The following is a 15,815-nucleotide window of genomic DNA, read 5'->3' as shown; positions in this document are numbered from 1 at the left end:
CGGAAAGGCTCCATGCCACGAACACCACCTGCCCCGCCGCTCATCAGGGCCGGCAGGAGCTCCCTGCACGTCATGACCTTCAACATCCGCTACGACCGTCCTGCCGCCCGGCCCGGGGACATCGACTACTGGCCGGACCGCATCCCGCCGCTGCAGGACGTGCTGCGGCGCGAGGTGCCCACGGTCCTCGGCGTACAGGAGGCACTCCACCACCAGCTCGTGGTCGTCGAGGCCGCTCTCCCCCCGCGGTACCGCATGATCGGGGCCGGGCGTGACGGTGGGAGCCGGGGTGAGTACTCCGCGATCTTCTACGACGCGCGCCGCCTGCAGCTCATCGAGTGGGACCAGTTCTGGCTCTCCGACACCCCGAAGCTGATCGGCTCCTCGACGTGGGGCAACGGCGTGCCGCGGATCGCCACGTGGGGCCGCTTCCGGGACACCTCGACCGACCGCGAGATCCTGCTCGTCAACACGCACTTCGACCACGAGTCGGATCTCGCGCGGATCCGGAGCGCCGCCGCCGTGCTCGACCTCGTCACGTTCTTCCGCCCCCGGCTGCCCACCATCGTCATGGGTGACTTCAACTCCGACGCCGGCACCTCGTCCGCCTATCGGAGCTTCCTGGACTCGGGCGTGCTCGGCGACGCCTGGGTCCGCGCGGACGAACACCTCACGCCGGACCTCGGCACCTTCCCGCGCTATGAACGGCCGGTCGACGGCGGGCGCCGCATCGACTGGATCCTCACGACGCCGGACGTCCTCGTGCGGCAGGCCGCCGTCAACACCTCCACCCTCGACGGCCGCTGGGCCAGCGACCACGCGCCCGTGCAGGCCCTCGTCGAGATCCCCCGCAGGGGGTCGGGCGCCGCCTACCCCGTGACGCCGCGCTAGCAGACACGCCCGCTGCTCGGAGCGCCGATGTCCTGTTGACCCCGGCGTCGGGCGGACCGGACCCTTGACGGCATGGAGTGGATGACCGGGGTCCTTACCGCGGAGGACTACGAGGTGGGCCGGCAGATCGTGCAGCGCGGGGTGGCGGCGGTCTACCTGATCGCCTTCGCCTCGGCCCTGAACCAGTTCCCCGCCCTCCTCGGGGAGCGGGGGCTGCTGCCCGTGCCCGAGTACCTCCGACGGGCGGGCGACCGCACGGGTCCCACGGTCTTCCGCCGCGGATACACCGACCGCCGGCTCCGTGCCGTGGCCTGGACCGGCATCGTCCTCTCGGCGCTCCTGGTCCTCGGGCTGCCGCAGGCAGGCCCGCCCTGGCTGCCCCTCGTCGCCTTCCTGGTGCTCTGGGGGCTCTACACGTCGATCGTGAACGTGGGGCAGGTGTTCTACGGGTTCGGGTGGGAGAGCCTGTTGCTGGAGGCCGGGTTCATCGTCGCGTTCCTCGGGTCGGACGAGGTGGCACCGCCGTTCCTCGTCCTGATCATGATCCGCTGGCTCGTCTTCCGTCTCGAGTTCGGCGCGGGCATGATCAAGATGCGCGGCGACCGCTCATGGCGTGACCTCACCGCCCTGGACTACCACCACGAGACGCAGCCGATGCCGAACCCGGCCAGCCGGTTCTTCCACCTCCTGCCGAAGCCCCTGCACCGCGTCGAGGTGGCCGGCAACCACGTCACGCAGCTCGCGGTGCCGTGGCTGCTGTTCGCTCCCCAGCCCCTCGCGGGGATCGCCGCCCTGGCGATGATCCTGACGCAGGGCTGGCTCGTGGTCTCGGGCAACTTCGCCTGGCTCAACACACTCACCATCATCCTGGCCTTCGCGGCCGTACCCGACTCGTTCTACGCCGCGGTGGTCTCCGCCGTCGATCCCGGCGGCTCCTACCAGCCGACCCCGCTGTGGTTCACGATCGTCGTCGTGCTCGCCGTGCTCGTGCTCGCCTACCTGAGCCGCCCGGCCCTCGTGAACCTCTTCGCCCGGCACCAGTTGATGAATGCCAGCTTCAACAGGTGGCACCTCGGCAACGCGTACGGGGCGTTCGGCAGCGTCACGAAGGTGCGCTACGAGGTGGTCGTGGAGGGCACGCTCGACGACGCCGGTCCGGACGCGCACTGGCGGGAGTACGGGTTCAAGGGCAAACCTGGCGACCCGGCGCGCAGGCCACGGCAGTTCGCGCCGTACCACCTGCGCCTGGACTGGATGATGTGGTTCCTCGCGCTCGGGTCCGAGCGCGGATGGTTCACGCCGTTCCTGGTCAAGCTCCTGCAGGCCGATCCGCAGACCCTGGGACTCCTCGCGGAGGACCCGTTCGACGGCGCCCGTCCGCGGTACGTGCGGGCGCAGACCTGCCTCTACCGTTTCGCCAGCCGACGCGAGAAGCGGGAGACGGGCCTGTGGTGGATCCGGGAGCCCCAGGGGGTTCTCGTCCGGCCCGCCTCACTGCGCGCCGAGTCACCCTGACGCCTGAGGAGCTCCTCCGCCGCCGAGCAGGATCAGGCACTTCTCCTTGGCATCCCACCGCCGCACGATCCCGGCTGCAAGCCGGACCGGAGGGCTGTCCCTGAGCAGCTCGAGCGCTGTGCCCAGCTGCTCGGCGGTCAGGCCGTGACCGAGCGTGATGTGGGGCGTCCAGGCTCCGCTGACGGTGGTCGGCACGGTCTCCTGGACGCCGTCGAGCGCGCACCAGATGCGTCGGTGCAGGCCGGTCAGTGCCGTGCCCGCGACGATCTGCCGCGCCAGGACGAACTTCCGGCGCGTGGGGAACACCAGGAAACCGGCGGTCACCAGGTCGGGGGCGGGGCCGCCGGACGCGGCGGCGAGGTCGGCGTCGTACCGGTCGTCGATGCGCGCGGCCGCGGCGAGCGTGATGTGCGGGGCATTGCTGAAGGACTGGTGCCGAGACTGGTTCGGCAGGCCCGCGTCCTCGAGCGCGGCCCAATCCTCGAGGACGCGGAGGTCGGAGGGCGGGTCCAGCAGGAGTTCGATGCTATCGGCCATGCCGCGCACCCCCTCCCGCCGGTCCCGTCACGGCCGGGCTCATTCCTGCCCGGCCCCCCTGCCCGACGTCATCGCCGAACTCCCCGACCCGACACGCGCCGGTGGTTCGGCGCACGCCGGGTCAGCGCGGCCGGCGGAAGTCGCCGACCCCGGCCGAGCCGTCCACCTCGGTGGCACCCGTGCGCGGGTTGCGCTGCGGACGCTGATACGAGAGCTCGCCACCGTTGCGTCCGCCGAAGGGCCTTCCGTGGTCGGCGTACTCCTCGCGGAAGAACGCGAGCGCCCACTCCCCGAGCTGGATGCGGGCACCCGTTCGGAGGATGGACTGCTCCTTGCCGTTGACGCTCCCCGTGATGACTCCGTGCGGCACCAGGACGTACTCGTCGTCCTCGGTGTGGATGACCTCCGCGTGCAGCTCGTCGAGGCCCGTGAGGCGGAGCGTCGCGTCCTCGCCGCTGCCGATCGTGGTGCGGTCACCGAGGAGTTCGACCTCCCGCGGCACCTGCCCGTCCCACGTCTCGGAGTTCTGCACGAAGATGAGCCGTGGACGCCCGCTCCCGTGCAGGTAGTGCGTCGTCGTGATGGTCCGCTTGATCCTCCGGTTCACGGTCGGCACGAGGGGGAACGGCGTGCCCGGAGGGAGGATCGACGGCGTGTCACCCTTCTCCAGGGCACGCCGGCCGATGCCGAGCAGCGGAGCGAGCGTACCGGGCGAACCGAGGCGGATGTGCGGCGAGCGCGTGATGAGGCGCTGCGCCATCGAGGACTGCACCGCGCCGAGACTCACCAGCAGGCCCTTTGGCCCGCTGACCGAGATGGCGAGGCCGCGATCCGCGAGTTCCTTCGCGATGGAACGCACCTGACCGAGCCCCGGCAGGTTGTTGCCGCGAAAGGAGGCCGGGTCGTCCACGAAGACGTTCACGGTGCTCCCGGCGGCCTTCACGGTGCCGGAGAGGCGCGCTTCCGGCTTGCCGTCGACCGCGGGCTCGCCCAGCGAGAAATCGATGTCAATGTCGAGCCTGAGTGTCGAGGCCATCGTGGTCCGGCGGATCAGCTCGCGTGGGGGTCGGAACCGCTGGCGGCGCTGTCACTCGTGGTGATCCGCAGGGTGCCGTTGAACTTCCAGGTCGCACGCGGGGCATCGGGGCCGATGTCCCGCGGGACCTCGATGGTCATGTCCTGGAGGGTGTAGTTGATGGCTGCGCCCCGTCCGGTCAGGTAGGACCACATCTCCTCCGCGAGATCCGTCCAGTCGCGGATGGTGTGGGACTCGCCGGTGCCAGCGCTTGAGGTGTTTTCAGTCATGTCGATTCCTTCGTCGGTGATCCAACAATGACAGACGTCCTCTAACTCCGTCTGACCTGGTGCTCCCCACCCTAGCGGAGGGTCAGGCCGACCGGAACCCGCCCGCGCAGGGGCCGGCGGATCCTGGTCCGGCGGCTACCACTTCGGGTGGACCGTGGCCCTGAAATGGCGGTCGTAGATGGCAGCGACGGCGTCGTCCATGCCGGCGGCGACACCGGCGGACCCGGCGGCCGCCGCGTTGGCGCGCGCCTGCTCCGGGGTGCGGGCGCCCGGGATGACCGTGCTGACGCCGTCCTGCGCGATGATCCACGCGAGCGCGGCCTGCGCCGTCGTGACGCCCTCCGGGACCAGCTCCGCGAACTCGCGGGCGGCCTGCAGGCCGGTCTCGTAGTCGACGCCCGAGAAGGTCTCCCCGACGTCGAAGGCGGCGCCGTTCCGGTTGTAGTTGCGGTGGTCGTTCTCGGCGAAGGCGGTGTCCTTCGTGTACTTCCCGGACAGCAGACCCGAGGCGAGCGGCACGCGGGCGATGATGCCGACCCCGGCCGCCTTCGCCGCGTGCAGCACCTCGTCGAGGGGCTTCAGCCGGAAGGCGTTGAGGATGATCTGCACGCTCGCGGTGTTCCCCCGGGCGATGGCGGCCAGGGCCTCGTCGGCCCGCTCGACGCTCACGCCGTAGTTCCTGATGACGCCGTCGGCCACGAGGGTGTCCAGCGCGTCGTAGACCTCATCGGAACTGTAGACGGCGGTGGGCGGGCAGTGCAGTTGCACGAGATCGAGGGCATCGACGCCGAGGTTGGTCCTCGACCGGTCGATCCACTGGCGGAAGTTCGAGAGCGTGTAGTTCTCCGGCGTCTGGTCCACCCGGCGGCCCATCTTGGTGCCGACGAGGATGTCGAGGTCCGGGTTGTCCCTGAGGAAGCCGCCGATCGTCGACTCGCTCCTGCCGTCGCCGTAGACGTCCGCCGTGTCGAAGAAGGTCACGCCGGCCTCGACCGCGGCATCGAGCACCGCGACGGCGTCCTTGTCCTCCACCTCGCCCCAGTCCGCGCCGAGCTGCCAGGTGCCGAGGCCGATGACGGAGACGGGACGGCCGGTTCTTCCGAGAATTCTCTGTTCCATGCTCGAAGACTATAGGCCGGGCAGCGTGGCCTCCGTCATCGACGTCGCCTGCGCCATCCGACGCTCGACAGCGGACCGCTCCCCGGACGACGGTTCCGCCTCGAGGGGTGCGCGCGCCTTCGTGGGGGTCCGGGCCGGCTGCGTCCCGGCGTCGTTCCCCGCCCCGCCGACGCCGTCCTCCGCGGTCGGTCCCGATCCTCTGCCGGGGATCCAGCGGGCGGCCTCGCCGCGCAGGGACACGCGCCGTTCGGTGTCCATCTTGTCCAGCAGGTTCACGCTCATCCGCGAGCGCGGGTTGCGGGCGAAGAGCTCCCGATGGTCGGCCACGAACTCCCAGTACAGGGCATCCCAGCTGAACCGCCAGGGGCCCTCGCCGAAGTCGCTCATCTTCCGGATGTAGTTGCTGCCGCTGACGTAGGGCTTCGTGGTGATCATGGTGCCGGCAGCGTACTGGCTCATGGCGTAGACGTTGGGCACCATCACCCAGTCGTACGCATCGATGAACATCTCCATGAACCACTCGTAGACGGCGTCGGGCTTGGCGCGCATCAGCAGCGCCGCGTTGCCGAGGATCATGAGGCGCTCGATGTGGTGCGCGTAGGCCGTGTCGAGGATGCGCGTGATGACGGAGTCGACCGGTTCGAGCCCGGTGTCACCGGTCCACCAGCGCTCGTCCAGATCCGCGGTGAACCCGAGGGTGTTCCCGGTGCGCATCTCCCTGCCCCGCAGCACGTAGGAGGCCCGGATGTACTCCCGCCAGCCGATGACCTGCCGGACGAAACCCTCCACGCTCGCGATGGGCGTGCCGTGGCGCCCGGCGAAATCGAGCGCGAGGTCCACGACCTCCACGGGGTTGAGGAGTCCGGTGTTCATGCTGGAACTCAGGGCGGAGTGGAACAGGTAGGTCTGCCCGACGGCGATCGAGTCCTCGTACGGACCGAACAGCTCGAACCGCTCCGCGAGGAAGGACTCGAGGGCGTCGAAGGCCTGCCGATGGGTCACGGGCCAGTTGAAGGACTCCGCGTTCCCGGGATTGTCGGGGAACTCTGCGGCGACCCAGGCGATGGCGTCCCGGACCTCCGGCGGGCGGTCGAATTCCGGCAGGTCCGGCAGTTCGATCTTCTTCGGCAGCTTCTTGCGGTTCTCCGTGTCGTAACTCCACCGCCCGCCCTCCGGGGACCCGTCGGGGCCCACCATGATGCCGAGCCGCTTGCGCTGCCACTCGTAGAACGTCTGCATCCGCCAGGTGTGCGAGGAGAAATAGGTGCCGAGGACCTCGCGGTCGGTGATGAACTGCGGCGTCTCGAGCACGTGGACCTCGACGCCGGCGTCGGCGAGCGTCTGCGTCAGCCGCCGGTCGAGCCAGTCGTCGACGACGTCGTAGTAGGTCACGACGGTCGCTCCGCACCCGGCCAGGGCGGCGGCGAGACGCTCCTGGCTCGGGGTGTCCGCCGAGGTGTCCACATAGTGCACCTCGTACCCGGCGGCTTCCGCGCGCCGCGCGAAGATGGTCATCCCCGCGCGGTGCAGGACGAGTTTCTGCTGGTGGAACCGGAGGCTGCGGAACAGGAGGTCATCCTCGAGGAACACGAAGAGGGTGCCCTCGGGTGCATCGAGGTGTTCCTCGAAGAGCTGGTGGGGGAGGACGAGACGGACGTGCACAGGGCCTGCCTTCCTGGTGCGGGCGGTCATGGGACGCCATGCTAGTGCCCTCCTCCGACAGGCTTTCCGATGCTTGACTGTAAGCATGCTGAGTGGTTCGGTGGAGGCACCGGCCGACTCCCGAAGGGAAGCCCATGAGATCGCTCTGGCTCGACACCGCGCCGCCCATCCCGTCGGATGCGCTGCAGGAGGGAAGCGCGTTCGATGCGGTGGTGGTGGGCGCGGGCCTCACCGGCCTCACGACGGCGCTGCTGCTGGCCCGCGCAGGGCATCGCGTCGCCGTCCTCGAGGCACGGACCACCGGGGCAGTCACCACGGGCAACACCACGGCCAAGCTCTCGCTGCTGCAGGGCACCAGCATGTCGACCATCCTGCAGCACCACGACGCCGAGCTGGCGCGCGCCTACGTCACCGGTAACCGCGAGGGCCAGAGCTGGCTCCTGCGGTTCTGCGACGAGCACGGCATCGCCTACGAGACCCGCGACGCCGTCGACTACGCCACTACGGACACCGGAGCACGGAGACTCGTCGCCGAACACGAGGCGTGCACGACCGCCGGCCTCGCGACCGGGCTCGGCAACTCCGCCACCCTCCCCTTCCCCGTGCGGAAGACCCTCCGGCTCAAGGACCAGGCGCAGTTCCACCCCCTGGAGGTCCTCGCCGGCCTGGCCGCCGAGTTCAGGCGGCACGGCGGCGTACTGGTGGAGGGCGTCCGGGTCCGGGGGGTCGTGAAGAGCGACTCGCCGGACGTGGAACTGTCCACGAGCGCGGGCCCGGTCACGGCGTCGAACGTGGTGCTGGCCACCGGGATCCCCATCCTGGACCGCGGCGGGTACTTCGCCGTCCTGCAGCCCATGCGTTCCTACTGTGTTGCGCTGACGGTCGAGGACGACGTCCCCGAGGACATGTACCTGAGCGCCGACTCCCCGACCCGGTCGCTGCGGACCGCCCTGGTGGACGGGACGAAATATCTGATCGTCGGCGGGAACGGCCACAAGGTGGGCCACAGTTCGAACACCCAAGCCAAGGTGGACGGTCTCACGCGCTGGGCCAAGGAGTACTTCCCCACGGCCAGGCGCGCGTACGCCTGGTCGGCGCAGGACTACACGCCCTCGGCATCCGTCCCGTATGTCGGGAGGGTCCCGGCGGGCGGCGGACACATCTATGCCGCGACGGGCTACAACAAGTGGGGCATGACCAACGCGGTCGCCGCCTCCCTCGCCCTCGCCGGGGAGATCCTGGGCGGCAACATGCCCTGGGCGGCGACGCTCTACCGGACGAAGGTCAGCCCGGCGGATGCCCTCCAGACCGCGCAGGCGAACGCCGTGGTCGGTCTGGAACTGGTCACCGGATGGCTGTCCGGCCTCGCGAAGAGCGGCACCTCCACCCCGGGCGAGGGAGAGGGAAGGGTGATCCGCGAGGGCGCGCGACCGATCGGCATCTGCACCGTCGACGGCGTGCAGCACCGCGTCTCGGCCGTCTGCCCGCATCTGAAAGGGATCCTGTCCTGGAACGACGCCGAACGATCCTGGGACTGCCCGCTGCACGGCTCGCGCTTCACCGCGGACGGCACACTGCTCGAGGGACCGTCCACCTCGGACCTGGCGACCACCCGGCGCTGAGCCGGGGATACGACACTCAGGGCTTGCCGGCCGCCCTTCCGGCCCGACCGTCGAGCAGCGAGCCGAGGGGTGGAAGGCTCCGGCTGACGAGGATGACGAGGGCGCCGAACGCCGCGAACGTCAGGGCGATCGCCACGACATACAGCAGCACGGAGGCGTACCCCGTGGCCGGATCGAGGAACGGGTAGGGCACCCATCCGTCCGTGGCCCCACGGATCAGCACCACGACGGCCCAGACGAGCGGATACACGAGGATCAGCCGGATGACCCGATAGGAGAGCGGCCGGCGATCGGTGGTGCACAACCAGTCGAGTACCGCGTAGATCGGGAACGCCACGTGCAGCACCCAGTTGGCCCAGGCGAGTTCCACGCCGCCGGCCAGGCCCGCGAGCAACAGGTTGTACACCACACCCACGACGAACATGTACGTGGTGATGGCCGCCCGGACGGGGACGAGCCACTCCGGACCCGGAGTCATCCGCAGCTGCAGGACTGCGGCCAGCAGGAGGATCACCGCCGCCATGATGTTGCTCTGCATCGTGAAGAAGCCGAAGAAGTTGAACGGGTTGATCGTCGTCCTGGACGCCGTGTCGAGGAAGGTCGAGACGACGGCCAGCACGACCACCGCGACGACGCCGATCCGGACGGTTGCCCGCAGCGGCACGCTTCCGCGGGCGGCACCCCCCTCCGTGTCGCCACTCATGGCCGCGCGTCCCTCGCCGACATCTCCTTGAGGAGGTCCCGCATCTCGGTCAGGAGAGCGATGTCCACGGGAGTGGGCTCCTCCTCCGGTTCCTGCGGGGCCGAGAGGGAGCGCAACCGGGCGTTCGCACGGTTCATCGGCACCACGAAGAGGAAGTAGACGACGGCCGCGGTGATCAGGAACGTGATGATCGCGGTGACGACGGCGCCGACGTCCACGAAGGTGGCGTCGTTGCCCGGTCGGATCGGGAAGCCCCAGCCGGCGGCGTCGACCCCGCCCGCCGAGGCGATGACCGGGTTGATGATGTTCGCCGTGAACGCCCCGACCAGGGCGGTGAAGGCGCTCCCGATCACCACGGCGATCGCCAGCTCGATGACGTTGCCCCGCAGGATGAAATCCCGGAATCCCTTGATCATGTGATGCGTCCCCTTGTGCTCGGTGTGCGTGCGTGATGTGCCTGCTGGACGTGCCGGTGGAGGGCGTCCGCCGGACCTGCCGGCGGATCATGTGCGGGCGCGGCCTGCGGGACCTGCCCGGGACGTGCATGCAGGGCCAACTGTAGTGAGGCACCGCGGCTGCGGACAGTAGCCGGAGTCACGGGCGAGGCGTCAGCCCGTGGCTGCGCCCGCGCTGCGCCTCGACACGATGAGGTCGACGACGTCGAGGAGATCCCGGATCTCCCGCTCGCTCGTGCGACCTGATCCTGCCGACGCGAAGAACGCCGCGTCGTAGTAGAGGCCGTCGCCGAGCAGTTTGACCGCCCGGGCCGTGGTGCGGTCGCCGAGCTGGGCCTCGAGGGCGTCGAGCCACCGCTCCTGGATCTCGGCGAGGGACACCTTGGCCGTCGGGTGGCCCTGCTGGGCCAGTCGGGCCATGGAGACGAGGGCACGATCCAAGGCGCTGTCCTCGAACACGGAGGTTCGCACGTAGTACCGCGCGGCGCCGTCCGGGGCTGCGGTCATGGCGTCGCGGTCACGATCGGCGAGAGCCCGGAGTCGGTGCGCGAGGCCCTCGACGAGCGCTTCCTTCGACGGGAAGTGATAGAGGAGTCCGCCCTTCGACACCTCCGCAGCGGCGGCTACGGCCTCCATGGTGGCAGCCCTCTCACCGTCGCGGATCAGCGCGTCCTCGAAGCTGTCGAGGATGCGCTCGCGGGAACTGGACACTCCCTCATGGTACCCGTCACGTTTGTTGTACTGTACCGGCTGGACGGTATAGCTTGGACCGATGACCACCACTCCGTCCTCCTCCGCACGTCCGACCGGGGTGAACCCGCGTGCCGTTCACACCCCTTCCCCTTCCCTGGCCCCCACCGCCGACCGTCGCGCCTGGTTCGCCCTGGCCGTGCTGATGCTGCCGGTGCTGCTGGTCTCCGTCGACAACACCGTCCTGAGCTTCGCCCTGCCCGAGATCTCGCGTCACTTCGCGACCAGCGGGACGATGCTGCTGTGGATCGTCGACAGCTATCCGCTGGTCCTGGCGGGACTCCTCGTGGCGATGGGCAGTTTCGGCGACCGCTTCGGCCGTCGCCGGCTCCTGATGATCGGAGCCGCGGGCTTCGCCCTGTTCTCGGTGGCAGCAGCCTTCGCACCCACGGCGGAGTTCCTGCTGGCCTCCCGTGTGGGGCTCGGTGTCTTCGGCGCGATGCTCATGCCCTCCACGCTGTCGCTGATCCGCAACATCTTCACCGACCGCAACCAGCGGCGCATCGCCATCGCGGTGTGGGCTGCGGGCTTCTCCGCCGGGGCGGCCCTCGGACCGCTGCTGGGCGGACTGCTCCTCGAGCATTTCTGGTGGGGCTCCGTCTTCCTGCTCGCCGTGCCCGTCCTGCTGCTGATGCTCGCCCTGACGCCCGCCGTCGTGCCCGAATCGAGGGATGCGAACCCGGGACGCGTGGACTACGCCGGGATCGTGCTCTCGATCGCCACCATGCTCCCCGTGGTCTACGCCATCAAGAACCTCGCCAAGGGCGGTCCGTTGCTGGTATCCGTCACGGCGGCGTTCGTCGGGATCGCAGCCGGCACCGCGTTCGTGGTGCGCCAGCTCCAGCGACGGGATCCGATGCTGGACGTGAGGCTGTTCACCATCCGTGCGTTCTCCGGCGCGGTGCTGGTCAACCTCCTGGCGATCTTCTCGCTCGTCGGGTTCCTGTTCTTCGTCTCGCAGCACCTGCAGCTCGTGCTCGGGTACACCCCGCTCGACGCCGGCCTCGTCCTGCTGCCGGGGCTTCTCGTGACCATCGTCGCGGGCCTCGCCGTCGTACCCGTGGCTCGGCGCCTGCCGCCGCACGTCGTCGTCTCGGTCTCCCTCCTGTTCTCCGCGCTCGCCTACGCCATGCTGGCCCTGCTCGGCGAAGGCGGTTCTGCCGGCTTCCTCATGATCGCCTTCGTGGTCCTCGGCATCGGCGTGGGCGCCTCCGAGACCGTCTCGAACGACCTCATTCTCTCGACCGTCCCTGCGGCGAAGGCGGGGGCGGCGTCGGCCGTGTCGGAGACCGCGTACGAGGTCGGCTCGGTGCTCGGGACTGCCGTGCTCGGCAGCATCCTGCTCGCTTCCTACCAACGGAACCTGCTGCTGCCCGCGGGCCTCACCTCGGCCCAGGCGGACTCGGCGACCGAGACGCTCGGTGGCGCCGTCGAGGTCGCGTCGCAGCTCGGCACGGGCAACGCGTCGCTGCTGCGTGACTCGGCGTTCCACGCCTTCGACAGCGGGGTGACGGTCACCTCGGGGATCGCAGCCCTGCTGATGATCGGCGCATCGGTCCTCGCGGCCTGGAGCCTGCGTGGCGGCGCACCGGTAGCGACAGGGCGGACGACGACGGAGCACTGAGCGGGGCACTCGGCTCGGCGGCGCCACCGTAGCAGGGGGACCGCGCACTGCCGAGCCGGGCAGTCGTGGGGCGGCCGTGCCTCATCCCGCAGTATGAGCCGCGGCCGGCGAACCCCGGCCCCTGTGCTGATTCGCGCGGCCCGGAAGCTCCCTAGCGTAGGAGGATGACCACGTCCACGAATACTCCTGTGAATCCGCCCGGCGCCGTCGGCGCCCCCGACACCGTCAACGTCCCGAGCGGCAGCGCCGTCGCCGCACGCGGCGTGTCCAAGAGCTACGGCCGCGGCGAGACGGCGGTGCACGCGCTCCGCGATGTCTCCCTCGACTTCGAGCGGGGGCGCTTCACCGCGATCATGGGCCCGTCCGGCTCGGGGAAGTCGACGCTCATGCACTGCCTCGCCGGCCTGGACTCGGTGGACGCCGGGCGGCTGTGGATCGGCGGGACGGACATCACGGACCTTCCCGACGCCGATCTCACGCGCCTGCGCCGGGACCGCGTCGGGTTCGTCTTCCAGGCCTTCAACCTCGTCCCCACGCTCACCGCGGAACAGAACATCACCCTGCCGGTGGCCCTCGCCGGCGGTCGCGTCGACTCCACCTGGCTACAGCAGATCGCCTCGACGCTCGGCCTCACCGACCGCCTGTCCCACCGCCCCCACGAACTGTCCGGCGGCCAGCAGCAGCGCGTCGCCGTCGCCCGCGCGCTGCTCACGCGGCCCGACGTGATCTTCGGCGACGAACCGACCGGGAACCTCGATTCCGCGACCGGCGCCGAGGTCCTGTCCCTGCTCCGGCGCAGCTGCCGCGAGATGGGACAGAGCATCATCATGGTCACGCACGACCCCATGGCGGCGTCCTACGCCGATCGCGTGGTCCTCATGAAGGACGGCGCGCTCGTGGGCGAACTGCAGCAGTCGACCCCGGACGCCATTCTCGGCGCACTCGCGAAGCTGGGTGCCTGACGTGCTGCAGGTAGCCCTCGCGCAGGTCCGCATGCACGCGCGCCGCTTCGTGGCCGTCGGCCTCGCCGTGGTGCTCGGCGTCGCCTTCCTCTCCGCGACCCTCATGGTGAACGCGACTACCAACGCCAGCCTCCGGGAGAGCATCGGCGCCTCCTACGCCAGGGCGGACCTCGTGGTCACGGGGCTGGACGGCACCCCCGTCCCCGCCGATGCCGTGGCGCCCCTCGCCGGACTCGACGGCGTCGAGGCGGCGTACGGCCAGGAACGCACCTACGCCCAGCTGGCCACGGGCGCCCAGACGTCGCTGGCCGCGCTCACCACGACCGCTCCGGCGGCCCTCGAGAACTCGACGGTCTCCAGCGGGTCCTCTCCTCAGGCTCCGGAGGAGGTCCTGCTCGACGCGGTCTCCGCCGAGCGGCTCGGCATCACCCCGGGGGACACCGTGGCGCTCGACGGTGTCCCCGACGCGCAGGGGTCGCCGGCGGCCGGGCCGCTCAGGGTCACGGGCCTCTACGCCCCGAGCCCCGATCCCAGCCTGTCCGGCGTCGTCCAGGTCCTCGCCTCACCGGAGGTGGTGCGCGGGAGCAACGGCGGAACCGCGTCCGTCCGCAACGTGCAGCTCGCCCTCCTGCCCGGCGCGGACGAGCAGGCGGTGACGGCTGCGGCCCTGTCCGTGCTGGACGAGGCCGCGGCCGCCGCGGACGAGGGGCCCGCGGGATCGGACCCGGGGACGTTCACGGTCCGCACGGCCCTCGAACAGACGACGGCGGACGTCGCCGAGCTCTCGAGCGGAGGAGACATCCTCACCGGCATCCTCCTCGCCTTCGCGGCGGTGGCCGTGATCGTCGCGGCCCTCGTCATCTCGAACACCTTCTCCGTCCTCGTCGCCCAGCGCACACGGGAGCTGGCCCTCCTGCGCTGCATCGGGGCCGAACGGCGGCAGGTACGCACCTCGGTGCTGGTCGAGGCAGCCGTCGTGGGCCTGGTGGCGTCCGTGCTCGGCGTGCTGCTGGCCGTCGGGGTCATGGCCGCCCTCGTCGGCCTCGCTGGGCGGACCTCCTTCGGATCCTTCGCGGTGCTGGCGGTACCGCCCTCCGCCGTCGTCATCGGCATCGGCGTCGGAGTCCTGATGACGGTCCTCGCCGCGCTCGTCCCCGCCCGGGCCGCGACGAGGGTGGCCCCCCTCGCCGCACTGCGTCCCGCCGAACCGCCGGCGGCCGGCAGCAGGAGCGGCCGGACCCGGCTCGCCCTCGGTCTCGTGGCACTGCTCCTCGGCGGCGCGCTCCTCGCCTTCGGCGCAGTGGCCGTGGCCCTCGTGCCGGCACTCGTCGGTGGCGCCCTCTCCTTCCTCGGCGTCATCCTCCTCGCGCCGTTCTTCGTCCCGGCGAGCGTCGCGGCGATCGGCCGCCTCGCCCGTCCACTCGGGGTCCCGGGGTCTCTCGCCTCGGTCAACGCCGTGCGCAACCCCGCGCGGACCACGGCGTCCTCCGCGGCACTGATGGTCGGCGTCACGCTCGTGACGATGATGATGGTCGGCGCCCAGACGGCACGCACGTCCTTCGACCGCGAACTCGAGGCGAACTATGCCGTGGACCTCCAGGTCACCGGGCCGGGAAGCGCGACGGCGACCCCTGCGGAAGCCGGGCGGATCACCGTCGACGCACGGACCCTTCTCGCGGTCGACGGCGTGCTCGATGCCGTCGAGGTCACTCCCGTCATGCTCACCAGCGCCGAGGACGGCGAACTGCTCGTCTACTCCGCCGATCCGGCCGACGTGGCGGGCGTGCTGCGCGCCGATGGCCTGGAGCTGATGGACGGCGAGGTGCTCGCTCCGCAGTCCTGGGAGCAGGACGAGGTCACGCTCGACGGCGGGAACGGCCCCGCGACGCTGCCGGTCACGTCGACGGATGCCGCGTTCTTCCTCCCGCTCATCACGACGGCGACGGCCGAGCAGCTTGGAGGGACCCCACCGGACGCCCTCGCCACGCTCCTCGGGCCGAGCCTCGACCCGGCGTCCGCGCCACCGGAGGCCCTGCGGGACGGGACTCTCGCCGAGTACATCGGCGCCACGTTCTGGCTCAGGCTCGTCGACGGGCTCGACGGTACGGCCGCGGCCGACCTGCAGTCGGAGATCGTGACCGCGACGGGGGTCTCGGAGTACAACGTGTCCGGGGCGGTGATCGAGCGCCTGGCGTACAACCAGATCATCGACGTCATGCTGCTGATCGTGACGGCCCTGCTGGCCGTCGCCGTGCTGATCGCGCTCATCGGCGTCGCCAACACGCTGTCCCTGTCCGTCCTGGAGCGGCGCCGCGAGAACTCGCTGCTGCGCGCACTCGGGCTAACGCGCGGGCAGCTGCGCGGCATGCTCGCGGTCGAGGCCGTCCTCATCGCGGGCGTCGCCGCGCTGCTGGGATCCGGCCTCGGCATCCTGTACGGGTGGTTGGGCACGCAGTCGGCCCTCGGCGGCATCACGGCGGTCGCTCCCGCGGTGCCGATCGGACAGATCGGCGCGGTCCTGGCCGTCGCCGTCGCGGCCGGGCTCCTGGCCTCGGTGCTGCCGGCCCGCCGCGCTGCGCGGCTGTCACCCGTCGCGGGGCTCGCGGCCGACTGAGCGGACCACCGCTCTGCGCGGCTGTCACCCGTCGCGGGGCTCGCGGCCGACTGAGC

General features: G+C 70.6%; 14 protein-coding genes. 6 read left to right on the top strand and 8 right to left on the bottom strand.

Annotated features, from left to right (window positions below):
- The first annotated feature begins 12 nt into the window (after positions 1–12).
- Complete coding sequence (locus ASF21_RS03060) at positions 13–891, top strand: endonuclease/exonuclease/phosphatase family protein (protein ID WP_055766610.1); 879 nt, start codon at positions 13–15, stop codon at positions 889–891.
- 72 nt (positions 892–963) lie between these two features.
- The gene (locus ASF21_RS03055) at positions 964–2,406 is read left to right on the top strand and encodes a lipase maturation factor family protein (protein ID WP_055766607.1); all 1,443 of its coding nucleotides are present in this window, start codon (positions 964–966) and stop codon (positions 2,404–2,406) included.
- Here the strand turns inward: ASF21_RS03055 and ASF21_RS03050 are convergent.
- The 5 genes from ASF21_RS03050 to ASF21_RS03030 form a co-directional block, all read right to left on the bottom strand.
- Complete coding sequence (locus ASF21_RS03050) at positions 2,398–2,943, bottom strand: 2'-5' RNA ligase family protein (protein WP_157365710.1); 546 nt, start codon at positions 2,941–2,943, stop codon at positions 2,398–2,400. The two genes, ASF21_RS03055 and ASF21_RS03050, sit on opposite strands and share 9 nt — an antisense overlap.
- A 121-nt stretch (positions 2,944–3,064) precedes the next feature.
- Entirely contained in the window at positions 3,065–3,979 is a 915-nt protein-coding gene (locus ASF21_RS03045; protein WP_055766601.1) for an FHA domain-containing protein, read from the bottom strand.
- Positions 3,980–3,993: 14 nt separating this feature from the next.
- On the bottom strand, positions 3,994–4,248 hold the full coding sequence (locus ASF21_RS03040) for a hypothetical protein (protein WP_200914766.1): 255 nt from the start codon (positions 4,246–4,248) through the stop codon (positions 3,994–3,996).
- Positions 4,249–4,383: 135 nt separating this feature from the next.
- Positions 4,384–5,367, bottom strand: a complete 984-nt coding sequence (locus tag ASF21_RS03035; RefSeq protein ID WP_055766595.1) for an aldo/keto reductase — start codon at positions 5,365–5,367, stop codon at positions 4,384–4,386.
- 9 nt (positions 5,368–5,376) lie between these two features.
- A complete protein-coding gene (locus tag ASF21_RS03030) occupies positions 5,377–7,059 on the bottom strand; it encodes a cryptochrome/photolyase family protein (protein ID WP_082471193.1) in 1,683 nt (560 codons plus the stop codon).
- Between the two features lie 104 nt (positions 7,060–7,163).
- On the opposite strand from ASF21_RS03030, the gene ASF21_RS03025 reads away from it, so the two are divergent.
- Entirely contained in the window at positions 7,164–8,651 is a 1,488-nt protein-coding gene (locus ASF21_RS03025) for an FAD-dependent oxidoreductase (protein WP_055766592.1), read from the top strand.
- Positions 8,652–8,667: 16 nt separating this feature from the next.
- Here the strand turns inward: ASF21_RS03025 and ASF21_RS03020 are convergent, their stop codons facing one another.
- The 3 genes from ASF21_RS03020 to ASF21_RS03010 form a co-directional block, all read right to left on the bottom strand.
- Positions 8,668–9,354, bottom strand: a complete 687-nt coding sequence (locus ASF21_RS03020; protein WP_200914765.1) for a Pr6Pr family membrane protein — start codon at positions 9,352–9,354, stop codon at positions 8,668–8,670.
- Positions 9,351–9,770: a large conductance mechanosensitive channel protein MscL gene (mscL, locus tag ASF21_RS03015; RefSeq protein WP_055766590.1), complete on the bottom strand. Its 420-nt coding sequence runs from the start codon at positions 9,768–9,770 to the stop codon at positions 9,351–9,353. Before mscL ends, ASF21_RS03020 begins: the two co-directional genes overlap by 4 nt.
- Before the next feature lie 192 nt (positions 9,771–9,962).
- The gene (locus ASF21_RS03010; protein WP_055766587.1) at positions 9,963–10,520 is read right to left on the bottom strand and encodes a TetR family transcriptional regulator; all 558 of its coding nucleotides are present in this window, start codon (positions 10,518–10,520) and stop codon (positions 9,963–9,965) included.
- A 61-nt stretch (positions 10,521–10,581) separates the two neighbouring features.
- Here ASF21_RS03010 and ASF21_RS03005 point away from each other — a divergent pair, with 61 nt between their 5' ends.
- The 3 genes from ASF21_RS03005 to ASF21_RS02995 all read left to right on the top strand — a co-directional run bounded on the left by ASF21_RS03005 (position 10,582) and on the right by ASF21_RS02995 (position 15,759).
- A complete protein-coding gene (locus tag ASF21_RS03005; protein WP_082471192.1) occupies positions 10,582–12,183 on the top strand; it encodes an MFS transporter in 1,602 nt (533 codons plus the stop codon).
- Between the two features lie 164 nt (positions 12,184–12,347).
- Complete coding sequence (locus ASF21_RS03000) at positions 12,348–13,145, top strand: ABC transporter ATP-binding protein (protein WP_055766583.1); 798 nt, start codon at positions 12,348–12,350, stop codon at positions 13,143–13,145.
- 1 nt (position 13,146) lies between these two features.
- Positions 13,147–15,759, top strand: coding sequence for an ABC transporter permease (locus ASF21_RS02995; protein WP_055769012.1), 2,613 nt, complete (start codon positions 13,147–13,149; stop codon positions 15,757–15,759).
- Positions 15,760–15,815: the final 56 nt, after the last annotated feature.

It is taken from the genome of Arthrobacter sp. Leaf234 (assembly GCF_001422665.1).
Classification (GTDB): domain Bacteria; phylum Actinomycetota; class Actinomycetes; order Actinomycetales; family Micrococcaceae; genus Arthrobacter_D.
The sequence above is the reverse complement of the archived record's forward strand: the minus strand, read 5'-3'. Positions and strand labels throughout refer to the sequence as shown.

Bases quoted from the DNA above. Each gene is read 5' to 3' on its own strand.
- ASF21_RS03045 (WP_055766601.1), bottom strand. From the start codon at position 3,979: ATGGCCTCGACACTCAGGCTCGACATTGACATCGATTTCTCGCTGGGC.
- ASF21_RS03020 (WP_200914765.1), bottom strand. From the start codon at position 9,354: ATGAGTGGCGACACGGAGGGGGGTGCCGCCCGCGGAAGCGTGCCGCTG.
- ASF21_RS03060 (WP_055766610.1), top strand. From the start codon at position 13: ATGCCACGAACACCACCTGCCCCGCCGCTCATCAGGGCCGGCAGGAGC.
- ASF21_RS03035 (WP_055766595.1), bottom strand. From the start codon at position 5,367: ATGGAACAGAGAATTCTCGGAAGAACCGGCCGTCCCGTCTCCGTCATC.
- ASF21_RS03030 (WP_082471193.1), bottom strand. From the start codon at position 7,059: ATGACCGCCCGCACCAGGAAGGCAGGCCCTGTGCACGTCCGTCTCGTC.
- ASF21_RS03050 (WP_157365710.1), bottom strand. From the start codon at position 2,943: ATGGCCGATAGCATCGAACTCCTGCTGGACCCGCCCTCCGACCTCCGC.
- ASF21_RS03005 (WP_082471192.1), top strand. From the start codon at position 10,582: ATGACCACCACTCCGTCCTCCTCCGCACGTCCGACCGGGGTGAACCCG.
- ASF21_RS03025 (WP_055766592.1), top strand. From the start codon at position 7,164: ATGAGATCGCTCTGGCTCGACACCGCGCCGCCCATCCCGTCGGATGCG.
- ASF21_RS03055 (WP_055766607.1), top strand. From the start codon at position 964: ATGGAGTGGATGACCGGGGTCCTTACCGCGGAGGACTACGAGGTGGGC.
- ASF21_RS03040 (WP_200914766.1), bottom strand. From the start codon at position 4,248: ATGACTGAAAACACCTCAAGCGCTGGCACCGGCGAGTCCCACACCATC.
- mscL (WP_055766590.1), bottom strand. From the start codon at position 9,770: ATGATCAAGGGATTCCGGGATTTCATCCTGCGGGGCAACGTCATCGAG.
- ASF21_RS03000 (WP_055766583.1), top strand. From the start codon at position 12,348: ATGACCACGTCCACGAATACTCCTGTGAATCCGCCCGGCGCCGTCGGC.